The 22,623-nt window shown below is 58.8% G+C and carries 20 protein-coding genes and 1 pseudogene; 16 read left to right on the top strand and 5 right to left on the bottom strand.

Going from position 1 to position 22,623, the window contains the following annotated elements; all coding sequences use genetic code 11:
- Positions 1 to 460 precede the first annotated feature (460 nt).
- Complete coding sequence (locus BLT55_RS00770) at positions 461 to 1,438, bottom strand: IS5 family transposase (protein WP_007247761.1); 978 nt, start codon at positions 1,436 to 1,438, stop codon at positions 461 to 463.
- A gap of 251 nt (positions 1,439 to 1,689) precedes the next feature.
- Between BLT55_RS00770 and BLT55_RS00765 the strand changes: the two genes are divergently transcribed.
- From BLT55_RS00765 to BLT55_RS00735, 7 genes are all read left to right on the top strand, one after another.
- Entirely contained in the window at positions 1,690 to 2,793 is a 1,104-nt protein-coding gene (locus BLT55_RS00765) for an IS5-like element ISPsy19 family transposase (protein WP_004663854.1), read from the top strand.
- A gap of 194 nt (positions 2,794 to 2,987) precedes the next feature.
- Complete coding sequence (wecB, locus tag BLT55_RS00760; protein ID WP_054999940.1) at positions 2,988 to 4,226, top strand: non-hydrolyzing UDP-N-acetylglucosamine 2-epimerase; 1,239 nt, start codon at positions 2,988 to 2,990, stop codon at positions 4,224 to 4,226.
- Between the two features lie 164 nt (positions 4,227 to 4,390).
- The gene (locus BLT55_RS00755; RefSeq protein WP_054999939.1) at positions 4,391 to 6,607 is read left to right on the top strand and encodes a cellulose biosynthesis cyclic di-GMP-binding regulatory protein BcsB; all 2,217 of its coding nucleotides are present in this window, start codon (positions 4,391 to 4,393) and stop codon (positions 6,605 to 6,607) included.
- Between the two features lie 12 nt (positions 6,608 to 6,619).
- Positions 6,620 to 8,740: a glycosyl transferase family protein gene (locus tag BLT55_RS00750; RefSeq protein WP_054999938.1), complete on the top strand. Its 2,121-nt coding sequence runs from the start codon at positions 6,620 to 6,622 to the stop codon at positions 8,738 to 8,740.
- On the top strand, positions 8,737 to 10,701 hold the full coding sequence (locus BLT55_RS00745; protein WP_054999937.1) for a bacteriophage N4 adsorption protein A: 1,965 nt from the start codon (positions 8,737 to 8,739) through the stop codon (positions 10,699 to 10,701). The genes BLT55_RS00750 and BLT55_RS00745 overlap by 4 nt, the downstream gene beginning before the upstream one ends.
- A gap of 31 nt (positions 10,702 to 10,732) precedes the next feature.
- Positions 10,733 to 11,605 (top strand): alpha-amylase family protein, encoded by an 873-nt coding sequence (locus tag BLT55_RS00740; protein WP_054999936.1) that lies wholly within the window; start codon positions 10,733 to 10,735, stop codon positions 11,603 to 11,605.
- A gap of 86 nt (positions 11,606 to 11,691) precedes the next feature.
- Positions 11,692 to 12,495 (top strand): SirB1 family protein, encoded by an 804-nt coding sequence (locus BLT55_RS00735; protein ID WP_007252651.1) that lies wholly within the window; start codon positions 11,692 to 11,694, stop codon positions 12,493 to 12,495.
- A gap of 180 nt (positions 12,496 to 12,675) precedes the next feature.
- Here BLT55_RS00735 and BLT55_RS00730 read toward each other — a convergent pair whose 3' ends face one another.
- The 3 genes from BLT55_RS00730 to BLT55_RS00720 form a co-directional block, all read right to left on the bottom strand.
- Complete coding sequence (locus BLT55_RS00730) at positions 12,676 to 13,233, bottom strand: hypothetical protein (protein WP_054999935.1); 558 nt, start codon at positions 13,231 to 13,233, stop codon at positions 12,676 to 12,678.
- Positions 13,234 to 13,470: 237 nt separating this feature from the next.
- A complete protein-coding gene (locus tag BLT55_RS00725) occupies positions 13,471 to 14,382 on the bottom strand; it encodes an SDR family oxidoreductase (RefSeq protein ID WP_054999934.1) in 912 nt (303 codons plus the stop codon).
- A gap of 111 nt (positions 14,383 to 14,493) precedes the next feature.
- On the bottom strand, positions 14,494 to 14,937 hold the full coding sequence (locus BLT55_RS00720; protein ID WP_074799843.1) for a flavodoxin: 444 nt from the start codon (positions 14,935 to 14,937) through the stop codon (positions 14,494 to 14,496).
- Positions 14,938 to 14,974: 37 nt separating this feature from the next.
- Here BLT55_RS00720 and BLT55_RS00715 point away from each other — a divergent pair, with 37 nt between their 5' ends.
- The 8 genes and pseudogenes from BLT55_RS00715 (at position 14,975) to BLT55_RS00680 (ending at position 20,243) form a co-directional block, all read left to right on the top strand.
- Positions 14,975 to 16,078, top strand: a complete 1,104-nt coding sequence (locus tag BLT55_RS00715) for an IS5-like element ISPsy19 family transposase (protein WP_004663854.1) — start codon at positions 14,975 to 14,977, stop codon at positions 16,076 to 16,078.
- Between the two features lie 235 nt (positions 16,079 to 16,313).
- On the top strand, positions 16,314 to 16,919 hold the full coding sequence (locus BLT55_RS00710) for a hypothetical protein (protein ID WP_054998906.1): 606 nt from the start codon (positions 16,314 to 16,316) through the stop codon (positions 16,917 to 16,919).
- Between the two features lie 171 nt (positions 16,920 to 17,090).
- Complete coding sequence (locus BLT55_RS00705; protein ID WP_007252646.1) at positions 17,091 to 17,660, top strand: putative antibiotic biosynthesis monooxygenase; 570 nt, start codon at positions 17,091 to 17,093, stop codon at positions 17,658 to 17,660.
- Positions 17,661 to 17,903: 243 nt separating this feature from the next.
- On the top strand, positions 17,904 to 18,614 hold the full coding sequence (gene folM, locus BLT55_RS00700) for a dihydromonapterin reductase (RefSeq protein WP_055001395.1): 711 nt from the start codon (positions 17,904 to 17,906) through the stop codon (positions 18,612 to 18,614).
- A gap of 21 nt (positions 18,615 to 18,635) precedes the next feature.
- Positions 18,636 to 19,199, top strand: a complete 564-nt coding sequence (gene folE / locus BLT55_RS00695; RefSeq protein ID WP_007252644.1) for a GTP cyclohydrolase I FolE — start codon at positions 18,636 to 18,638, stop codon at positions 19,197 to 19,199.
- Entirely contained in the window at positions 19,199 to 19,570 is a 372-nt protein-coding gene (gene folX / locus BLT55_RS00690) for a dihydroneopterin triphosphate 2'-epimerase (protein ID WP_007252643.1), read from the top strand. Before folE ends, folX begins: the two co-directional genes overlap by 1 nt.
- Positions 19,571 to 19,613: 43 nt before the next feature.
- Positions 19,614 to 19,910 carry a DUF1244 domain-containing protein gene (locus BLT55_RS00685; protein WP_055000937.1) on the top strand — a complete coding sequence of 99 codons (297 nt, stop codon included), beginning with the start codon at positions 19,614 to 19,616 and terminating at the stop codon, positions 19,908 to 19,910.
- Positions 19,903 to 20,243: pseudogene (locus BLT55_RS00680) on the top strand (HopJ type III effector protein). The gene BLT55_RS00685 and the pseudogene BLT55_RS00680 overlap by 8 nt, the downstream one beginning before the upstream one ends.
- 257 nt (positions 20,244 to 20,500) lie before the next feature.
- Here the strand turns inward: BLT55_RS00680 and trxB are convergent.
- Complete coding sequence (gene trxB, locus BLT55_RS00670) at positions 20,501 to 21,463, bottom strand: thioredoxin-disulfide reductase (protein ID WP_055000204.1); 963 nt, start codon at positions 21,461 to 21,463, stop codon at positions 20,501 to 20,503.
- A 381-nt stretch (positions 21,464 to 21,844) separates the two neighbouring features.
- On the opposite strand from trxB, the gene cysZ reads away from it, so the two are divergent.
- On the top strand, positions 21,845 to 22,606 hold the full coding sequence (gene cysZ / locus BLT55_RS00665; protein WP_007252638.1) for a sulfate transporter CysZ: 762 nt from the start codon (positions 21,845 to 21,847) through the stop codon (positions 22,604 to 22,606).
- Positions 22,607 to 22,623 lie beyond the last annotated feature (17 nt).

Raw genomic sequence — 22,623 nt, 5'->3', positions numbered from 1 at the left:
CATTTTTGTGAACAGCTTCTCTCTTAATGTCATTAATCAGGCGTCAGTATTTTGCTGTAGTGAGTCTCACCTCACTTCGTCGATTCATGTTGAAGCTTTTTGCCACCATGGCGTCGCTACAGGACGCGTCACTACTCCGAAAACAGTAACCCGACTGCCATCATTCCGCGCAAAAACCCCGCATTCATTGGCCGAAAGGCACATGCGGGACAATACAAATGCTTCATGACCCTATTAAAAATTGAAAGTTCCAGCCAACACTTACATTGAAAAATACTTAATAAAAAGTTTGGCTTTGGTAATCTCTTCTGCTAAGGAGACGCTGAACAATTAACCCGTTCGCACCGTCCCCATTTCCAAGCCGGTTTTTTTCAACCTGCCGGCCTTATTTTACGTTTCTCGAGCAGATTTCTGCCCTCATTTTGCTGAAAGGCGGGCCAGTCCCGCCTTTCAGACGGATTTATCCTGCCGTCTGTTGTAAATACCGCTTGGCCAGCATCAGATTGGCCAACCCAAACAAACTGAACAACTGCGCTGTATTCTTTTCCAGCCCACGGTAGCGAACCTTGCGATGATTGAAGCGCACCTTGATTACCTGGAAGGGGTGCTCGACCTTGGCACGCAGTTGCGCCTTGGCATATTCAATTTTGCGCTTGACCCGATACAGCACGCTGCCTTCGCCGTGCTGCTTGTAACTGCTTGGCCGTTCTGCAATCGACCAGATAACGTCCCGTTCAGCATGCTCCGGTCGCTTGGCCGCACCGGTGTATCCAGCGTCACCCGAAACATAGGTTTCGTCACCGTGAAGCAACTGGCCAACCTGGGTGACATCCGCCACGTTAGCGGCCGTCCCTACTACGCTGTGCACCAGCCCCGACGTGGCGTCTACACCAATGTGGGCCTTCATCCCAAAGTGCCATTGATTGCCTTTCCTGGCCTGATGCATCTCAGGATCACGCTTGCCTTCTCGGTTCTTGACCGAGGGCGGCGCGGCGATCAGAGTAGCGTCGACGATAGTGCCTTCCTTGAGCAGCAGCCCCCGGCTGGCCAGATGCTGGTTAATCGTTTCAAACAGCAGCCGGGTTAGCTGATGGACTTCCAGCAAGCGGCGAAAACGCAGCAAGGTGGTGGCATCCGGTGCAGACTCGCGACCCAGGTCGATACCCATAAAACCGCGGATGGCCTGGCTGTCGTAGACGGCATCTTCGCAACCTTCATCGGAGAAACCGAAACACTGCTGCACGACGTACATGCGCAACATGCGCGACACCCCTATCGCAGGGCGTCCGCGCTTGCCTGCGGTGTTGCTATAAAACGGCGCCACTTGCGCCTCCAGCAGGGCCCAGGGCACCAACTGTTCAAGGTCAGCCAGGAAGCGATCTCGGCGAGTCTGCTTTTTCTTGCCGGTATATTCGAGTTCGGAGAAGGTCTTCTGCACGCGCGTAACGCTCACGGAGAGGGAGGCTGTTGAAGGAACTTAGTGTGCCAAGGGTGGGGACAGTTGGCTATTTTTGCAGCGCCTTCCTAAGCATCCTCTGAAAAAGCCCATTTTTTTGGAGAGGAACCGGGCTGGAGCGCCTGTATTTACTGGCTTCGACTTTTGAAGAAAAGGCTTTTTCAGACCCTCCCTAGAGAGTGTAGACAAAATAAATTAAACTTTCACTCCCTTGTCTGAATAGCCCTCAAGCCATGCCTAAAACCGGACGTCCTCGCTCGATTGCCGCCGAGCACTATCCCGTGCTGGTGAAACTCGCTCATGCACAGCCCTATTCCAGCCAGGCCGAATTGGCGCTCGTATTCTTCGCCGAAACCGGTATCACTGCGCATCCCGACACCTTTGCAAAAGCGTTGAAAATGGCAGGGATTACGCGTGTAAAGCAGCGGGCCAAGGGAAGTTTTCAGTCACCTGAACCTAATAAAGCCTATGGCTACAATGAAACCCACCGCCGCCAACTGCCGGAGCAGCTATATCCGAGTTGCTTGACAGATACCGAGTGGGCACTGGTCGCCGACCTGTTTGAAAGCCAGGGCGGACGAGGAGTGCCACCGCTTCACTCTCGGCGCACGTTGCTGGAAGCCTGTTGCTATGTCGTACGCACGGGGTGCTCATGGCGAATGCTACCCCGCGATTTTCCTCATTGGGACAATGTCTACAAAACGTTCCGCCGGTGGAGCGCTCAAGGCAAGTTCGAGCAAATGCATGATCGCTTGCGAGCTCAATGGCGTGAGCGGGAAGAACGCGCTGACAGCCCGTCAGCAGCGATCCTGGATTCACAGTCGACCCGCAGTTCTCCTCAAGGCGGTGACAGCGGCTACGACGCAGGCAAAAAAGTGAAGGGGCGTAAACGAAGTCTGATTGTCGATACATTGGGCCTGCTGCTGGCTGTCAGTATCAGTGCTGCAAGCGTGCAGGATCGTGACGCGGCGGATGATGCGGTGGCGTACTCGAAGGAAAAATATCCGTCACTGAGCACGCTTTTTGTTGATAGTGCGTACGCAGGAAAATGGGCACAGCGCACCCATCAACTGCACGCTATCGATGTTCAAGTGATCCGTGGCCCGAATAACAGAAGAACAGGGCAATGGCACTCTGAACAAGGCGATCTATTTTCCGTGGAGCCTGTTCAGACTGGATTTGTGGTCATGCCCAAGCGATGGGTAGTGGAGCGAACTCATGCCTGGAATGAGAGAGCTCGGCGACTGATCATGCATCATGATCGCCTTTTTGCGGTAAGCGAGGCATGGGTTTGGTTGGCCGAGGCTCGAATACTCGCGCGCCGACTCACTACATGATTTTGTCTACACCCTCCTAATAATCCCGACAATTCCGGGTATCAAGGCATTTTGCTACATCACACTGAAGTGAACATCGAGTATCCACTCCGATTTTTTCCGCCCGAGAAACTCATTAACTCGCAAGCCAACCGGGCTGACTTCAGCCCGGCTTGGCTACTGTGCGGCGCGCCAGATAGCGCGGGAGGAAATAAATGGCTGGTCAGCAACCCAGAATGAAGATCCTTTCAATTTTCGGCACTCGTCCGGAGGCCATCAAAATGGCTCCTCTGGTCAGAGCACTGGCCGCAGAGCCGGGTATCGATTCAAGAATCTGCATCACCGGTCAGCATCAGAGCATGCTGCAACAGGTGCTGGACATGTTCGAGCTCAAGGCGGATTACAGCCTTGACGTCATGCGTCCAGGGCAGACGCTCAATTCGCTGACCGCAGCGCTGTACGCCGCCATCGATCCGATCCTCGACGAGATGCAGCCGGACAAGGTTCTGGTGCACGGTGACACCACGTCTGCCATGGTGGCAGCGATGTCGGCGTTCCATCGCCGCATCCCCATCGGCCATGTCGAGGCCGGCCTGCGTACCGGTGACATCCGTCAGTCTTGGCCCGAAGAGATGAACCGTCGCTGCATTGATCTGATTTCCGATCACCTGTTCGCGCCAACCGCAGAATCGCGTCGCAACGTGCTGGGCGAGCGCCTGCAAGGTATTTCCTTCGTGACCGGCAACACGGTCATTGACGCTCTGCAATTGACCGCGCAGCGGATCGATTCCAACCGGCAGTTGTGCCACGCACTCGATCGTCAGTTTTCGTTCTTGGTGCCGGATCGAAGGGTGCTGGTCGTGACCGGTCACCGCCGCGAGAATTTTGGCGACGGCTTCCTGAATATCTGCAAGGCGCTGCGTGAGCTTGCGCAGCGTGACGACATTCAGATCGTCTACCCGGTGCACCTGAACCCCAACGTGCTGGGGCCGGTGACCGAGCACCTGGGCGACCTGCCCAACGTGCACCTGATCAAGCCGCTGGATTACCTGTCCTTCGTGCGCCTGATGCAGCGCTCCCACGTGATCCTCACCGATTCGGGCGGCGTGCAGGAAGAGGCACCGTCGCTGGGCAAACCCGTGCTGGTCATGCGCGATGTCACCGAGCGGCCTGAAGCCGTGGCGGCGGGCACCGTGCGACTCGTCGGCACAGAGCCGGACGCGATCATTCGCGGCGTGAACGCGCTGTTCGACAACGACGAGCTGTGGCAGAACGCTGCCCACGCCGCCAATCCATACGGCGACGGCAAGGCCAGCGCGCGCATCGTCGATGCCCTGATGGGCCGTCCGGTGAACGAGGTCGTCGCTGAAATGCCGCGCCGTCGCCCGGATCCGCTGGACATGCTGCCGGAGCACCTGCACCAACCGGTTCAACTGCGTTCAATGGCCAGTTAACGCAGCGAGAGGCTGGCACCCATAACCCATAATCGAATCCGCAGCGGACAGTCCGTAGACGTTACGGGCACACGGCTCACGCCCTGTGCCCGTCAGGCCTTTCTCGCGGACCTGCTCCCTGCTTCAAGACCCAACGGCCTTGAGCCCTTAACGAGACACACCCGATGAAATCTTCCGTTACCGTAAACATGGGCGCGCTGAGCGTCTTTGCCTGCGGGATGAGCCTGCTGGCTCTGATGCCCACCTTCGCTCTGGCCGCCGACAGTCCCTTGACCCAGGCGATCAACCGGATCACTGCCGACAATCGTCAGGAGCGAGTGGTCGAGCTGCGGGAACTGGGTATTGATCGTCCGATCATTCTCAGCGCCAGCGATGCGCGCCGCGAACTGTATCTGCCTGTGCCGGCCAACGTGCCATTGACTGACGCCACGCTGAATTTTGACGCCAGTTACCTGAACGGCGAGGCAGGCCGCAATACGCTGCTGCTGTCGCTGGACGGTTATCCGGTACGTGCGCTGGGCCTCAACGAAGAACAGGGCAATGCCAGCACCGTGCTGGGCGTCGACAAGGCCGCACGCGAAAGCGGCTCGGTGCGTCTGGGCGTTGCCTGGTCATCGGTCATTTCCAAAGTATTGTGTGAAGACGAGCGCGCCATCGGCAACGTGCTGCGCATCGACCCACACACCCGGTTGACGTACAGCTATGACGCCAGTCAGTTGCAGGACGTCGGCGCGGCATGGGCCGCACTGCCCGGCAAACCCGGCCTGCTGGTCGCCCCCGGCACCTTGTCCGCAGCCAGTTACGATGCTGCCTGGCGCATGGGCGTCGCTCTGGAACGCATCGGCAAACAGGCACGCATCCTGCCGTTTCCCGCCGTCCAGGACAGCCTTGACCTGAGCAATCTGCGCATTCCGGCCGAGCTCATGCAAATCCCGGCCTTCGCCAGCCTCAATGGCAAAGGCGTTTATACCCTGACCGATCAGGCTGAAATCGGTGCATTGCTGATGCTCGGCCAGACACCGGCGCTGCAAGCGGACCTGGCGATCAGCGACCCGCAGTTGCTCAAAGCCATCGATGACTCGCTCGACGCGCTGCAGGCGCAAGTCCAGGGGCTCGATGCATCGGCAGCCGTCGCGCTCAGCCAGTGGCGTGAGCGCCACATCAAAAAGCCGCTGGCCAACAGTGCCGGCGACGACGTCAGCCTGGCGTTGCTCGGCAATCGTGCCTTGCTGATGATCAAGCCCGAATCAGCGAGCAAGGCCATTGGGCTGTTCAGTTCGGCGTGGAACAAACTGGCGCGCAGCCGCCAGTTGACCATCGGCGAAGACACTGCCCTGCCACTCGGCGAAGACGGCCGTGTGGCACTGACGCGTCTGGGCGGCAAGCCCGGTACGGTCGATGTGCTGGCAAAAACCGACTGGACCGCCTCGTTCCCGCTGGGCAGCGTTGCCTATGATTGTCGCGTACCGGTAACGGCCATGATCGATGTGGCCGCTGCACCCGGCGCATCGGGCACCCCTCCGGTTGCCACGGTGTTTCTCAACGATTACCTGATCGGTGCGTTGCAGTTGACCGCCGACGGAAAAAAAGAACGCATCGAAGCACGCATTCCGCAGTACGCCCTGGCGGCGCAGAACACCCTGCGCGTTTCGTTCCAGCGTCAGCCGGTCAGCAATCAGTGCCTGGAAACGCCGCAGGCGTTCCCGATCTCGGTCCTGCCGACCAGCCACGTAGTGCTGGACAAAATCACCCCGGACAGCAACTTCTCCGGGATGGCTGCACGCTTTGCGACCGACACTCAGGTCATGGTGCCGAAAGGCTATCTGGAGCGTCCGGCCAGCAGCCTGCCGCAGCTCGTTCGGGTGGCCAGCGCCGCCGGTGTCTCGCCGTTGCGCGCGCAACTCAGCGTCAGTGACGACGCCAGTGTTGCGGTCACTCCGGCCAAATCGTTCCTGGCCTTTGAACTGCCGATCAAGGACGCGGCCGAGTCGGTCAAGGCCGATAACCAAGGCCATCTGCTGATCAACCACAAAGAGCAGACCCTGCTCGATCTCAAGACCCTCAATCACCTGGCGTCCCTGCAAGTGATCGAAGCCGGCAGTCAGCACGGCATGGTCTATCGCACGCTGGGCGGTCAGGCTCCGGTGTTCGAGCGCCCGCTCCTGCTGGAACGCGGCAACGCGACCCTGCTCGCCAACAGCGGCCCGGTAGCGACCTTTGACGCCAACGATCCAACCGGCAGCAAGATGATCGAAGAAGAAGAAACCACCGGCATCGAAGCCTGGCGCAAACCGTCGCTGCTGTGGCTGATTCCGGCCGGTATCGTGCTCTTTCTCATCCTGTTGCTGGCTGGCCGTAACGCCCGTCGCAATCGCTCGTAACGGAGCGCCGCAATGACGTCGCTCTATTGGCCTTATTGGCTGGCCCATTACTACAGCGTGCTGGAAGTCGCGACGATCGTTGTCGGGCTGATCATTCTCGTGTCGAGCCTCGATGACCTGTTCATCGACATCTGGTACTGGTCCAGGCGGCTGTACCGCAAGTTCACCGCCGAACGCCGCTACCGGCCGTTGACTGCCGAGCAGTTGCTGGCGCGTGATGAGCAGCCGCTGGCGATCATGGTCCCGGCCTGGCTGGAATACGACGTCATCGCGCCGATGATCGAAAACATGGTGTCGACCCTCGATTACCAGAACTACGTGGTCTTCGTCGGCACCTACATCAACGACCAGCGCACCATCGATGAAGTGGAGCGCATGCGCCGTCGTTACAAGCAGTTGCACCGTGTGGAGGTGCCGCACAACGGCCCGACCTGCAAGGCCGACTGCCTGAACTGGGTGATTCAGGCGATCTTTCTGTATGAGAAGACTCATGCCGTACAGTTCGCCGGGACCATCCTGCACGACAGCGAAGACGTGCTGCATCCGCTTGAGCTGCGCCTGTTCAACTACCTGTTGCCACGCAAGGACATGATCCAGCTACCGGTCGTGTCGCTGGAGCGCAACTGGTACGAATGGGTGGCCGGCACTTATATGGATGAATTCGCGGAATGGCACGGCAAGGACCTGGTGGTGCGTGAAAGCATGACCGACACCGTGCCCTCGGCCGGCGTCGGCACCTGTTTCTCGCGCCGCGCCCTGATGGTGCTGGCAGAAGAAAACCAGAACCAGCCGTTCAACACCGAAAGCCTGACCGAGGACTACGACGTCGGCGCACGGCTGGCCAAGTACGGTATGAATGCGATCTTCGTGCGCTTCCCGGTGCAATTTCGCGTGCTGCGCAAATCCTGGTTCCGCAAGCAGTACGAATCCACCCTGGAAATGCCGCTGTGTGTCCGTGAGTTTTTCCCGGACACCTTCCGCACCGCGTTTCGCCAGAAGGCACGCTGGACCCTCGGCATCGGCCTGCAAGGCTGGGAGCAGATGGGCTGGACCGGTTCGCTGGCAAACCGTTACCTGCTGTTTCGCGACCGCAAGGGCGTGGTGACCTCGTTTGTCAGCATCATCGCTTACCTGATCCTCATCCAGTTGCTGGCGTTGATCGTTCTACGCTCCAGCGGGCTGTGGAATACCAGTTTCCCGACACCGTTCGAAACCACCGGGCTGATTCAGTACCTGTTGGTGGCCAACGGCATCGCACTGCTGTGGCGAATTGCCCACCGGTGTTACTTCACCACCGTGTTGTACGGCTGGCAGCACGGCCTGCTGTCGATACCGCGCATGGTGGTCGGCAACTTCGTCAACTTCATGGCAGCCGCGCGGGCCTGGCGGATGTTTCTGGTCGGCAAGTTGCTCAATCGCAAGCTGGTCTGGGACAAGACCATGCACGACTTCCCGTCCACCGATCTGGTCGCGGCGGCGCCTCGTCGTCTGGGCAGCGTGCTGTTGTCCTGGCAGGCGATCAACGATGAAAAACTTCAGACCGCTCTGACCGAACAGCAAACCCGTCAGGTGCCGCTGGGCAGGATCTTGCTGAGCCACGGCTGGCTCGACGATGAAACCCTCGCTGAGGCCATTGCCTTCCAGAATGACCTGCCGCGCGTGTTCGACATCGCCAGCAAACGTGTCGACAACAGCGTGCTGGCCGACGAGTTCTGCCTGCGCTGGCGTGTGGTGCCGCTGAACATCAATGTTCAGGGGCGCACAGAGATCGCCGTCGCCAGTCCGCTTCCGGAAGAAGGTGTGCAGCAGATTACCGAACAGCTCGGCGCAGAACCGGTGCAACTGGTCGCGCGTGAAAGCGAGATCGTCGCGCAGTTGCGCCAGCTTCAAGCGGTCGGCGGCCAGCCATTGCCAGCCGCTGCTCCGCTGCTGGGCGATCTGCTGGTCGAACAGGGCCTGCTGGACCGCGAAGTGTTTCGCAAAGCCATGCTGGGTTATCGCCCGCATGTGCATGGCCGGATCGGCGATTACCTGGTCGATATCGGCGTGCTGCCACGAGAAACCATCGAAGAGGCTGTGGCACGTCAGCACAACCACTACCGAACCGCCGATCAAACGGAGCAGCCACTATGAAGCGCCCCTTCATCCTGTCGCTGCTGGTGACCGGCCTGAGTTTTTCTGCGCCGTTCAGCCAGGCAGAAACCTTGCCTTTGCCGCTGACCGGTCCGGCATACGCCATCGCCAACGAGGCCTACATGGCCTACAACCGCAAGGACTACGACCTCGCCATCGCCAAGGCCAACGAGGCGTTGCGCCAGCGCGGCGATGCAGATCAGCTGCGCGACCTGATTGCCCTGGCCGAACGCGACAAATACCGTCGTGATCACCCGCAGCGTGTCACCAAGGCTCGCCCGAAACCGGGTTATCTGGAAGGCAATCAAGCGTTGCGGGCATACGCCCGACAGGACTACAGCGGCTCGGCCAGCCACGCCCGCAAGGCAATCGCGCAGGCGCCGAAGAATCTCGATTACCGCATGATGCTGATCGAGGCCCTGCAACGCCAGCAGCGTCTGGACGAAGCGCAGACGGCCATCAACGATGCAGAGCAGGCACTCGGCCCACAGCCAGTCCTGACGCGCCGTCGGCAGGCGATTCAGGAGCAGGTGGCGGTCGACAAGGCCGCCACTGGCTACAAGGCACTGGCGCGCGGAGACCATGAAACCGCCGTCAGCGAGGCGCGTGACGCGGTGCGCAGTTTCCCGAAACAAATGGCTTACCGAAAGCTGCTGGTCAGCGCTTTGATCGCCCAGGGGCAATATGCCGAAGCACGTTCTGCGGCCACCGAAGCGCTTGCGCTGAATGGTAACGACGCCACTCTGCTCGTCCAGCGCGGACAAATGCGTCAACGCCTGGGCGACCAGAGCGGCGAGCGTCAGGACTTTGCCCAAGCCATGGCAGTCGGCAATCTGCCGCTGCGTGAGCAGGCCTCTTTATACGCCGCGATGGGCCAGCCGAGTGAAGCGCTGCAACGCTTGCAGCAAGCCCGCGACGCCGGCGAGCTGCAACCGGGTGACGAGGTGCAAATTGCCTACTTCCTGAGCCAGGCGGGCGATGACAAAGGCGCGCTGGACACGTTCAAGCGTGTCGATCGCCAGTCCGGCCTCAAGCCCCGCGAAGTGCAGGATGCCGCTTACAGCGCCATGCGCACGCCGGATGACGCGCAGGCCATTGCGTACTTCAAGCGCGTGCTCGATTACCAGCAGACCGGCGATCTGCAAATGCCGGCTCAGCAGGTGTTCGACACCCGCCGCGCCGTCTCCGATCTGTCCCGCGTCTGGGGCCTGACCAACACCACGACTTATCGCGGTGCCAGTACCAGCAGCGGTCTAAGCGGCGCACCCGGCGGCAGCAATGACAGCGTACAAAACAGCACCGAAGTGTTCTGGCGGCCGTTCGGCTACCGCAATGCGCGCTTTGTCGAGCTGTACGGGCGGGTGACTGACACGCTGTGGAGCAAGGAAGGCGAATCCGACACCGGTGCTGACGCGCTGCAAGGCGCTGTCGGCATTCGGGCCAAGCCGTTCAGCGAAGTCAACATCATCGGGGCTTTCGAACGTACCTTCCCGCTGGGCAATTCCAACGCCGATGGCGACTGGCTGGTGCGCCTGGGCTATGGATCGAGCATCGGCACTGACCTGCGGGTCGACGTGCCCAGCTGGTGGACCTCGCAGCTGTACGCTGAAGGCGGGCGGTATTTGCAGGACAAGCGTAACTATTTCAACAGCGAATGGCAGGTCGGTCGCAGTTTCCGGGTGGACAGCATCAGCCCGCGGCTGGTGGTGTTTCCGCATGTCGTCGCCGCAGTGGACTTTGATTCGAAGATGCGCAGCGAGGTCGACAGCCTCGGCCGCAGCAGCACATCTTCCGGCAACGCAGGCGGCCTGGGCGTCGGCACGGGAGTACGCTACTGGTTCCGCGAGGACAAGTACAAGGCACCGCAGTCGTATGTCGATTTCTCTGTGCAGTACCGGGAGAAAGCGTTTGGCGATGACCGGGCCGAAGGCGTATTCGCACGCATGACGTTCTCGTGGTAATCATCGTGAATCATCCCTTCGGGAGGACTGCTTGAAGGCTTTGCTCGCCCTGTTGCGACGCGCGACGTTGATCAAGACCTCCCTGGCCGCACTTTTGGTCGGGGTGCTGGGCGTCGGCTCCAGCGAGTTGTATCGAATTCTGCTGCCCAAAGGGCCGGGCATCGTCGGCATCGTCTGGCAGCCGGACAACGCGACGGTCGGCATTAAAGGTGACTGGGACAGGCTCGGCGCGCGGCAGCTGCTGGTGCAGTGGACGGCGGTCGACGGACAGTCTTTCATCCCCGGCACCAACCTGCCGAACGTACCGCAGCTGCCGGACTGGACGCGCATCGGCAAGGCGCCCTGGGCCGAGGAAGTGATTCTCGGCCTGGCCGGGCATTTCAGCGAAAACCAGTCGCGGGACAACATCGAGCAACTGGCGACGCTGTCTGCACAACCGGCCAACGTGAAAACGCCACTGAACGTGACCGGCTGGTATTTTCCCGCCGAAGTCGACCCTAGCTGGAGCCGCGCCACAGAGCTGCCCGCACTGCTGGCGAAACTGCCAAGGCCGTTGTGGATCAGTGTCTATGACGGCGCCAATATCGGGCCCGCCGCCACCGCCGACTGGCTGAAAACCTGGCTGCCGGATGACATCGGCGTGTTCTTTCAGGACGGGGTCGGTGTTTACGCCCGCACCGCGCCGGTTGCCCGGACCTACGCTGACGCGCTGCGCAAACGACTGGGCAAAAACCGCGTAAGAATCATCGTCGAAGCATTTCGCCCCCAGGTCGGCGGCGGTTTCCGCTCGGCAACCGCCGCCGAACTGCAACCCCAGATCGACGCCTACGACGGTTATCCGCTCTACCTGTTCGACGGCCCGCACTACGTAACGCCAGAACTGATTGAGGCACTAAACAACTAGCAACAGGCTGCGCTGGACGAAAGCTCCGCGCAGGGCTACAAAGAGCCTTCGCACGACTTGAACCCGACGGTTCACGGAGCTTGTCGATGACGCCCCGTCAGCATTGCCTGGCTTGCCTACAACAGACGCCGCCCGCGGTGTTCGACGCCGCGCTGTGGGTTTCGACCGAGCATGACGCGCAGTTTGCACGGCAAGACATGATGGCCGAAATGGATCAGTTGCAACGCCAGATCGACGCCGCCCTGCCCGTCTTGCCTGCCCCCGAGCTGGCCCAACCGATGTTGCGGCAACTCAGCGCGCTGGGTTTTCAGCAGGATGACTGGAACCCGCCCAAGCCGGACGCCGCGCTACTGCACACGATCATCAAACGCCGCAGGGGCCAACCGCTGGGGCTGGCGTTGATTGCACTGGAAATCGCCAGACGCCTGAACATCGCGCTGGAGGGCGTCAACTTTCCGGGCCACTTTCTGCTGCGCGTGCCAGGCGCCGATCACCTGCTCGACCCGTGCGGCGGTCGCAGGCTGTACCCCAAGGACTGTCGTGAGTTGTTGATCCGGCAATTCGGACCCAGCATGCACTTGCAGGCCGGACACCTGCTGACGGCCTCCCCCGCGAGCATGTTGCAACGGTTGTCACGCAACCTGAGGCACCTGCATCAGATCAACGACAACTTTCTGGCTGCGCTCAAGGACGCCGACCGCATCGTCGAACTGGGCCAGGCCATCAGCAGCGATTACCTGGCTCGCGCCACTCTGTATCAGATTCTTGAATGCCCGCAGGCCGAACGCTTCGATCTGGAACACGCCCTGTTGCTCAGTGAAGATCCGATACAACGCATCAGGCTGGTCGAACGCCTCAGCCAGTTGCCGTCACATCGCAGCGTCCACTGAACGAGCCTGGCATTGTTACCCGTTGCGTAATGCTGCATCTCCTGCCCGGGGATTTTTCAGCACAGCGAGGGCAGGTAACCTGCGCGCGTTGAAGTATGACGTGGATTTGCAAGCTCCCTTGATCCCGCGTTTTGTTTGGCCGCTGCGTGTCCCCGGAGATGCAGCGGCCTTTTTTATTGCTCAGCCCTTGGCATTTGCTGTTCGCTTGACCAGCCCCTTGTTCTCCATATCCATGATCTTGCGCATCTCGGGACTGTCGCCCGATTCGGCAAACGCCTGCAAGTTCTGCATGACATGAATCGTCTTGATGTAATCCGGCAACAGAAGCTTGGCGTACGGATCGCCACTCAACGCTTTCTCCTTCATATCGATAATCCGGTTGGCAAAGAACTCCAGTGCATTGATTTGTTTATTGGGATCGACAAGGTTACCTTTCTTGTCAAACTCATCGCCTGTTCGGCTCATGAGTTCAGCAGTATGGTTATCAATCATGCCGGACTTGAAGAGAATCGCTCCCGCCCTGTTCAGGTCCTTGGGGGTAATCTGTTCGGGATTGAAATCCTTGAACAGCGGCTTCATCTTGCGTTTCTCCATCGCCAGAGAATTGAGCGCAAGCGCGTTCTCGCCAATCTCCTGCAACACCTGCCCCACCTGGGCCTCAGCCTTCTTGACTCCGACGCGCGCCGGTGGCAAAGCGATTGTTACCTGTGGAAGGTCACCCCAGATTGATCGTGTCATGTGATATTCCTTATATGAATGTATGCAACAGTCATATCGGAACCAAAAGTGCTTATTTTATAGTGCTGAAAAAATCCATACTTAACTTACAAGTTGCTCGGAAAACTCTTACAACTCTTGGTAAACAGTCTGGCAAATTCAGCTTTAATAGACGCTGGATGATCTACGACGCTGGCGAGGACGGTGATTAACTAAGCGATACAAACTGGCTCAGCCTGTCGACTCGTCATCGCCCCATTACGGCGTATAGCCCTGCAAATTAACCATCATCTCCTTCAGCGCCTCCATATTGTCGGCAGGATGCACAGCGCCTTCAAAATCACCGATCGTCTGCCAATGCGCTGCGACGTCTTCGGGACTGAAGCCGGCCTGCGGATTGAAGCTTGCGCCCAGACTGCGCTCCCAACGCACCTTGCCGATCCAGCCCCCGCCCACTTCAAACAGGCCGCCGCTGTCCTGGCATTGCTCGCTGCCCAGGTACACCACCAGCGGGCTGACCAGTTCAGGTTTGAGCAGGTCGAAGAACTCGGCCGGGATCAGGCCCTCGGTCATGCGCGTGCCGCCGGTGGGCGCGATGGCGTTAACGAGGATGTTGTTCTTGCGTCCTTCAAGCGCGAGGGTTCGGGTCAGCCCGTAAAGGCCAAGTTTGGCGGTCGCGTAGTTGGATTGCCCGAAGTTGCCATAGATGCCGGATGTCGATGAGGTGAAGATCACCCGGCCATGGTTTTGCTCGCGCATGTGGGGCCATGCGGCGCGAGTGACTTTGAAAGCCCCCTCGACATGAACCCGATAGACGAGGTTCCAATCGGCGTCCTCCATCCTGGCGAAGGTCTTGTCGCGCAGAATACCGGCGTTGTTGACCACCACATCAATGCGGCCAAAGGCGTCCAGAGCGTGCTGCACGATGTGCCCGCCGTCCGTGACAGAGTCATGGTTGGCAACCGCCGTGCCACCGGCTTCGCGAATCTCGGCCACGACACGATCGGCGGCAGATGCGCTGGCCCCTTCGCCATGGGCCGAACCGCCGAGATCGTTGACCACCACTCGCGCGCCGTGCTTCGCAAACAGCAGCGCGTGAGCGCGTCCAAGCCCTCCGCCTGCACCTGTAACGATGACCACCTTATCTTCGAAATGTACTGGCTCGTTCATTGCTGACTCCATACACAAGGAACACAGGACCGTGAGTGTCGTGCAGGTGCAGGTCGTCGACAATCAACAGCAGGTGCGCTGAATCATGTTCGATAACCGATCAGGATGACCTCAGCCCAATTGCACAATGAACGCAGCAATCCACGGCTCGGCATCGGTTTCCGGGGTGACACTCTCGCTGCTGTCCAGACGCAGCATGTCCTGGGTTTCAGCAACGCCCAGCTCGGCGAACAGCTCACGCATCAGCTCGCCGCCACCACAGAAGGTGTCGCCATAGCTGGCGTCGCCAAGGGCAATCACGCCGCCCGGTAATCCACGCAGCGCCGCAGGCAAGGTATCGCGTAGCTGCGAATAAAGAGGCACCAGGTTGTCCGGCAACTCCCCCATGCCCGTGGTCGACGTCACAGCAAGCAATGCCTGGGGCTCGAAGGCCAGCAGTTCAGCCAGCGTCAGCCTGGAATTGACCAGCGGTTCATGACCCGCCGCGCGCAGCAGCGTGGCTACGTGCCTGGCGACTTCTTCGGCCGATCCATAGAGGGTGTAGACAAAATAAATTAAACTTTCACTCCCTTGTCTGAATAGCCCTCAAGCCATGCCTAAAACCGGACGTCCTCGCTCGATTGCCGCCGAGCACTATCCCGTGCTGGTGAAACTCGCTCATGCACAGCCCTATTCCAGCCAGGCCGAATTGGCGCTCGTATTCTTCGCCGAAACCGGTATCACTGCGCATCCCGACACCTTTGCAAAAGCGTTGAAAATGGCAGGGATTACGCGTGTAAAGCAGCGGGCCAAGGGAAGTTTTCAGTCACCTGAACCTAATAAAGCCTATGGCTACAATGAAACCCACCGCCGCCAACTGCCGGAGCAGCTATATCCGAGTTGCTTGACAGATACCGAGTGGGCACTGGTCGCCGACCTGTTTGAAAGCCAGGGCGGACGAGGAGTGCCACCGCTTCACTCTCGGCGCACGTTGCTGGAAGCCTGTTGCTATGTCGTACGCACGGGGTGCTCATGGCGAATGCTACCCCGCGATTTTCCTCATTGGGACAATGTCTACAAAACGTTCCGCCGGTGGAGCGCTCAAGGCAAGTTCGAGCAAATGCATGATCGCTTGCGAGCTCAATGGCGTGAGCGGGAAGAACGCGCTGACAGCCCGTCAGCAGCGATCCTGGATTCACAGTCGACCCGCAGTTCTCCTCAAGGCGGTGACAGCGGCTACGACGCAGGCAAAAAAGTGAAGGGGCGTAAACGAAGTCTGATTGTCGATACATTGGGCCTGCTGCTGGCTGTCAGTATCAGTGCTGCAAGCGTGCAGGATCGTGACGCGGCGGATGATGCGGTGGCGTACTCGAAGGAAAAATATCCGTCACTGAGCACGCTTTTTGTTGATAGTGCGTACGCAGGAAAATGGGCACAGCGCACCCATCAACTGCACGCTATCGATGTTCAAGTGATCCGTGGCCCGAATAACAGAAGAACAGGGCAATGGCACTCTGAACAAGGCGATCTATTTTCCGTGGAGCCTGTTCAGACTGGATTTGTGGTCATGCCCAAGCGATGGGTAGTGGAGCGAACTCATGCCTGGAATGAGAGAGCTCGGCGACTGATCATGCATCATGATCGCCTTTTTGCGGTAAGCGAGGCATGGGTTTGGTTGGCCGAGGCTCGAATACTCGCGCGCCGACTCACTACATGATTTTGTCTACACCCTCATAGACCGTCCCGCACATGATGGCGACTTTCATGACTATTCCTGCAGCAGCTAAAAAAGTGAAACATTATGCCTTAGAATGCCGTCTGACTTTTACCTTCACCCGTTCGCGCTCATGCGTGATGGCTGAAGTTCTGGAACAGAAAACCGATAAATGGCATGAACACGCTGCGGAATTTATGGTCTTTGTTCTCAATAACCGGTCGGCCCGAGTCCCATCATGCAACCTGATTCTCTCCTCACACAGGCTGAACTGGACTTTATCCAGAGCATGCAGCGCAATCCACAGCTGAACGTGCGTGACAGCACGCGCAGCCTGCTGGTCAATGGCGGGGTTCAGATCCAGGATTTGCTGACCCGGTTGGCGGCGCATCAACAAGTCACCATTCACGCGCAATTCGAAAACCAGCAGATGAATTTCCCGCTGCACCTGGTCGAAGACGAATTCCACGCGTTGCATCTGGAACTGGGCGCGCCGAGCATTTTCGAAGAAGGCCCGCAGATCCGCCCCTGGCGGCTTGCGCTGCAAGAGCCGATCCCTCTGGAAACCGAGAAAGGCAACCCGAGCGCGCTGTGGATTCACGAACTGTCCTTCAAGGGCGTTTTGCTCGAGTCCCGCAAAGAAGGCAAGTTGCCCAGAAGTTTCTCGGCCTGGTTCACCCCGTCCGGCCAGGCACCGATCGCCATGAAAGGCAAGCTGGAGCGACAGACCAAACCGGCATTCGGTGCGTATCGTCTCAATCAGCACAGCAAGGAAGACGCTGAGCACCTGCGCCAGTTCATCCTGGAAGAGCACCGGCGCGTCCATCCGGCGTTGCATAAATAAATAGGCGGCGCGGAGAAGTATCGGAACATTGCGTATAAATCTTTACCGGTTCAACTCGGATTCAGGAATAATCCTTGCTTGCTTCTGATCGAAGCTGACGCGCCCATCACCCCGGCTCGCGTCATGTGACCTCCCTACCCGGGAATCTCACGCCTCTACCGGAGATACACAATGTCTACCTCACCTGTCACCTTGATGGTTGCCCGCCGCGTTGCACACGGCCGCTATCAGGAAATGATGACCTGGCTGCATGAAGGCGAACAATTGGCTACGGATTTCACGGGTTATCTGGGCTCCGGTGTATTGGCTCCCCCGCCTGGTGGCGATGAATTTCAGATCATTTTCCGCTTTACCGATGAGCACACCATGCACGCCTGGGAGCATTCCGCCTCGCGACGCTCCTGGTTGGTGCGCGGCAGCGGTCTGTTCGCCCAACCCTCCGAACACCGCGTCAGTGGCATTGATGGGTGGTTCGGTGCAATCGATCAGCGTCCGCCGCGCTGGAAGCAGGCCGTCGCCATCTGGCTGGCGTTTTTTCCCGTGTCATTGATCTTCAACTTTTTGCTCGGCCCCCTGCTCAATCATCTGGATCTGCTGCCGCGCATTCTGATCAGCACGGCGATACTGACTCCCCTGATGGTTTACCTGTTCATTCCGCTGTCCACACGCCTGCTCGCCTCTTGGCTGAACACTCCGAAGACAACAACTGCGCACGCTACACACACGCCTTCCCCACGATAATTTTCCAAAGACCTGTACACGCTTGATAAGCCGGTACAGGTCTTTATCCTCCACCATCCTTCTGCTCACCCTGTGCCACGCTGAAAAATGGCGTGACAGCCTCTTTTCACAGCTGAAAAGACGAGTTTCATGATCTCCAGGGTTGTACAAAAAAATCCGCTGGTATAAGTTCGCTTGTAAACCGGTTGAGACAATTGATCGTAAGATTTCTCTGAATTCCGGACACTGACTCGCGAGCTGTCGATGACTCTATCTTCTGCACCCATTCTGATCACCGGCGCCAGTCAGCGCGTGGGCCTGCATTGCGCCTTGCGTCTGCTGGAACACGGGCATCGGGTCATCATCAGTTATCGAACCGAGCATGCCAGCGTGATGCAATTACGCGATGCAGGTGCCGTGACGATCCATGGTGATTTTTCCAGCGAAGTCGGCATCCTGACGTTTATCGAGGGCCTGAGAAAGCAGACCGACAGCCTGCGCGCCATTGTTCATAACGCGTCCGAATGGCTGGCCGAAACGCCGGGCGACGAAGCCGTGAATTTCACCCGGATGTTCGGCGTGCACATGTTGGCGCCGTACCTGATCAACCTGCATTGCGAGCCGCTGCTGCACGCCAGTGAAGTCGCCGACATCGTGCACATCAGCGATGACGTGACCCGCAAGGGCAGCAGCAAGCACATAGCCTATTGCGCTACCAAGGCGGGCCTGGAAAGCCTGACGCTGTCCTTCGCCGCCCGCTTCGCGCCCCATATCAAAGTCAACGGCATTGCTCCGGCGCTGTTGATGTTTCAACCCAAGGACGATGCGGCCTACCGCGCCAAAGCCCTGGCCAAGTCGGCCATCGGCATAGAGCCTGGTGCAGAGGTGATTTACCAGAGCCTGCGCTACCTTCTGGACAACACCTATGTCACTGGCACAACACTGACCGTAAACGGCGGACGGCACGTCAAGTAAGCCGCCCCGAGGACCCTTCTGATGAGTTCATCCCTGCCACAGCACTACCGGGACATTCTGCTCGGACTTGGTGAGAATCCGGACCGCGAAGGCCTTCTCGACACTCCAAAACGCGCTGCCAAGGCGATGCAGTATTTGTGTCACGGCTACGCCCAGAGTGTCGAAGAGATCGTCAACGGCGCCCTGTTCGCCTCTGACAACGATGAAATGGTCATCGTGCAGAACATCGAGCTGTACTCGCTCTGCGAACACCACCTGCTGCCGTTCATTGGCAAGGCCCATGTGGCCTACATTCCGACCGGCAAAGTACTGGGCCTGTCAAAGATCGCGCGCATCGTGGACATGTTTGCCCGCCGTCTGCAGATTCAGGAAAACCTCACCAGACAGATTGCCGATGCGATTCAGGAAGTGACCGGCGCTGCTGGCGTGGCAGTGGTCATCGAAGCGAAACACATGTGCATGATGATGCGCGGCGTCGAAAAGCAGAACTCGACCATGAACACCTCGGTGATGCTGGGGGCCTTCCGTGAATCGAGCACCACACGCATGGAGTTTCTGCAACTGATCGGACGGAGCACCCAGTAATGGCCAGACTCGAACCGGGCACGGCGCGCATCCGTATCAAGGACTTGCGCCTGCGTACTTATATCGGCATCAACGAGGATGAAATCGTCAACAAGCAGGATGTATTGATCAACGTGACGATCCTCTACGCTGCTCAGGAAGCGGTGCGTGACAACGATATCGAGCACGCGCTCAACTACCGCACGATTACCAAGGCGATCATTCAGCACGTCGAAGGCAACCGCTTTGCGCTGCTGGAAAGACTGACGCAGGAAGTGCTGGACCTGGTGATGACTCATCAGGCTGTCAGTTATGCCGAGGTGGAAGTCGACAAGCCACATGCGCTGCGCTTCGCTGAATCGGTGTCGATCACACTCGCCGGTCAGCGTTGAAACTCTTATCATGACGCAACTTTCTGACTGAATAGAGCCCGTCATGACCGAGCAAGAACGCCTCGAACTTGAAGCCGCAGCCTTTCGCCGACTGGTTGCGCACCTGGACAGCCGCAAGGATGTCCAGAACATCGACCTGATGAACCTGTCCGGCTTTTGCCGCAACTGCCTGTCCAAATGGTACAAAGCCGCGGCCGACGAAAAGCACATCGACATCAGCCTCGATGATGCCCGTGAAGTGGTCTACGGCATGCCGTACAGCGAGTGGAAAGCCCAGTACCAGAAAGAAGCCAGCGCCGGGCAACAAGCCGCGTTCGTCAAGGAATCCAAGCATGACTGACCTGAATTCCCTGCGCACCAGCCTGCGCAGCGGTGAACATGTGTTCGCTGACACGCTGAGTTTCATTGCCGAAGGTTACGACTACCAGCCTCAGGCCTTCAGGAACGGCGATGTCGATAATGCCGCCGGACAGAACGAAGGTTCATGCAAGACACTCGGTCTCGCGCTGCTCGAAGGCTTGAGCGACGAAGATGCACTACTGGCATTCGGCGAACATTACCGCTCCGTGCAGGCCAGCCCGAAGGCAACGACCACGGCAATATCCGTGCGCTGATCGCAAATGGCCTGGCAAGCGTCAAGTTCGAAGGCGAGCCGCTCAAGCGCAAGGCCTGATCAGAATCGTTCTTCACGCTCAGCCCGCATAAGTCTGTTTTTGATTCTGGCCGAAGGCCGTGGAAGCTTCAGGAAGCTACGACGGCTGCGATGGGCTGCGAAGCGGCCCTGAGCAACAGGTTATTCGGCTGTACCTGTTGAACCGCATGTGCAGGCTTTGCTGCCGGTACCCGGCAGTTCGCGGACAAGTCCGCTCCCACATTAACGCAGTTCGCGGACAAGTGAAGCGTCACGCGCTCCACTCCCCTAAACGCCAATCAGAACGAAACGTTCGCCAGCCCGTCCAGGTAGCGTTCGACGTCCAGCGCCGCCATGCAGCCTGCGCCTGCCGACGTAATGGCCTGACGGTAAACGTGGTCAGCCACGTCGCCGGCCGCGAATACGCCTTCAACACTGGTCGCTGTCGCGTTGCCTTCGCGGCCACCTTGTACAACCATGTAGCCGTCTTTCAGCGCCAACTGACCTTCGAACAAAGAAGTGTTCGGGGTGTGGCCAATCGCGATGAACACACCGTCGACTTTCAGCTCACTGCTGCTGCCGTCGTTGTTCTTCAAACGTGCACCGGTCACGCCCATGTTGTCACCCAGCACCTCGTCCAGCGTGGCATTGAGCTTGAGCTCGATCTTGCCTTCAGCAACGCGGGCATGCAGTTTGTCGATCAGAATCTTCTCGGCACGGAAGGTCTCACGGCGGTGAACCAGCGTCACCTTGCTGGCGATATTGGCCAGATAAAGCGCCTCCTCCACAGCCGTGTTGCCACCGCCCACGACGGCGACTTCGCGGCTGCGATAGAAGAAACCGTCGCAGGTCGCGCAGGCTGAAACGCCCTTGCCCATGAACGCTTCTTCCGAAGGCAGACCCAGATAGCGGGCACTGGCGCCAGTGGCGATGATCAGTGCATCACAGGTGTAGGTCGCACTGTCGCCCTGCAGGCTGAACGGCTTACCAGCCAGATCGACAGAATTGATGTGATCGAAAACGATTTCAGTCTCGAAGCGCTCGGCGTGCTCACGCATGCGCTCCATCAGTGCCGGGCCGGTCAGACCGTGCGGGTCGCCTGGCCAGTTATCAACTTCTGTAGTCGTGGTCAATTGCCCGCCAGCCTGCATGCCGGTAATCAGCAGAGGCTTGAGGTTAGCGCGTGCGGCGTAGACCGCAGCGCTGTAACCGGCAGGGCCGGAACCGAGAATGATCACTCGGGAATGACGTACGTCTGACATGACACACTCCTATCGACCAACCGTTTTTTACGCCGCGGTCGGGACGGCTGGATAAAAAGGACCACCGAAACGCTTGGGGAAGCGTCGTTTGGTTCGGCAGATCCTGAAAATTCTGACCCAAAGGACAGGTCTTCAAATTGCGGACAAGCCTATCGGGATGGCAGAGGTTAAGGAAATATCGTTTCACAATCCACCCTATAGGTCACTTCTATAGAGCAGACGCCTGAAAGCAGCATCATTCGTTACAAGCGACCTGGAGATTTCGTCCGCGCTCAAGAATACGCCGAAAGTCCGCCCGCTCACAAAGTCGTCTTCGCCCCGCTCTTTCATGGCTATCGCAAAGCCGGTAATGTCACGCCTTTCAAGCACTCGGAGGCTGCCATGCCCGCTCCTGCCCTGACCGGCCCGCAATACCTCGGCGAAGGCCTCAAACTGATCCTCAGCCCCGGCCTGCGCCTGTTTGTTCTGCTGCCCCTGAGCATCAACCTGATCCTCTTCTGCGGCCTCATCTACCTGGCGATCCACCAATTCGAACTGTGGGTCGATACGTTCATGCCCACGCTTCCCCACTGGCTGAGCTTCCTCAGCTATATCCTGTGGCCGCTGTTTGTAGCGCTGGTGCTGCTGATGGTGTTTTTTACTTTCACCGTGGTTGCCAACATCATCGCGGCGCCGTTCAACGGGTTTCTTTCCGAGAAAGTCGAAGCGGTGATTCGTGGCGTAGACGATTCACCGGCTTTCAGCTGGGCCGAACTGATCGCCATGGTGCCGCGCACACTGGCCCGCGAGGCACGCAAGCTGGGCTATATGCTGCCGCGCATGCTCGGGCTGTTCGTTCTGTCTTTCATTCCGGTGGCCAATATCATCGCCGCGCCGCTGTGGCTGCTGTTTGGCGTCTGGATGATGGCGATCCAGTACATCGACTACCCGGCCGACAACCATAAACTGGGCTGGAACGAGATGCTCGGCTGGCTGAAAAGCAAACGTTGGCAAAGCCTGAGCTTCGGCGGCATCGTCTACGCGGCCTTGTTGATCCCGGTGGTCAACCTGCTGATGATGCCTGCCGCCGTTGCGGGCGCAACCTTGTTCTGGGTTCGCGAACGCGGCGCAGATGCACTGCCCGTCACGCATGCGCGTGGCTGAATGCTGAAATGCCGGGC

The sequence above is a fragment of the Pseudomonas cannabina genome (genome assembly GCF_900100365.1).
Lineage (GTDB): Bacteria > Pseudomonadota > Gammaproteobacteria > Pseudomonadales > Pseudomonadaceae > Aquipseudomonas > Aquipseudomonas cannabina.
The sequence above is the reverse complement of the archived record's forward strand: the minus strand, read 5'-3'. Positions and strand labels throughout refer to the sequence as shown.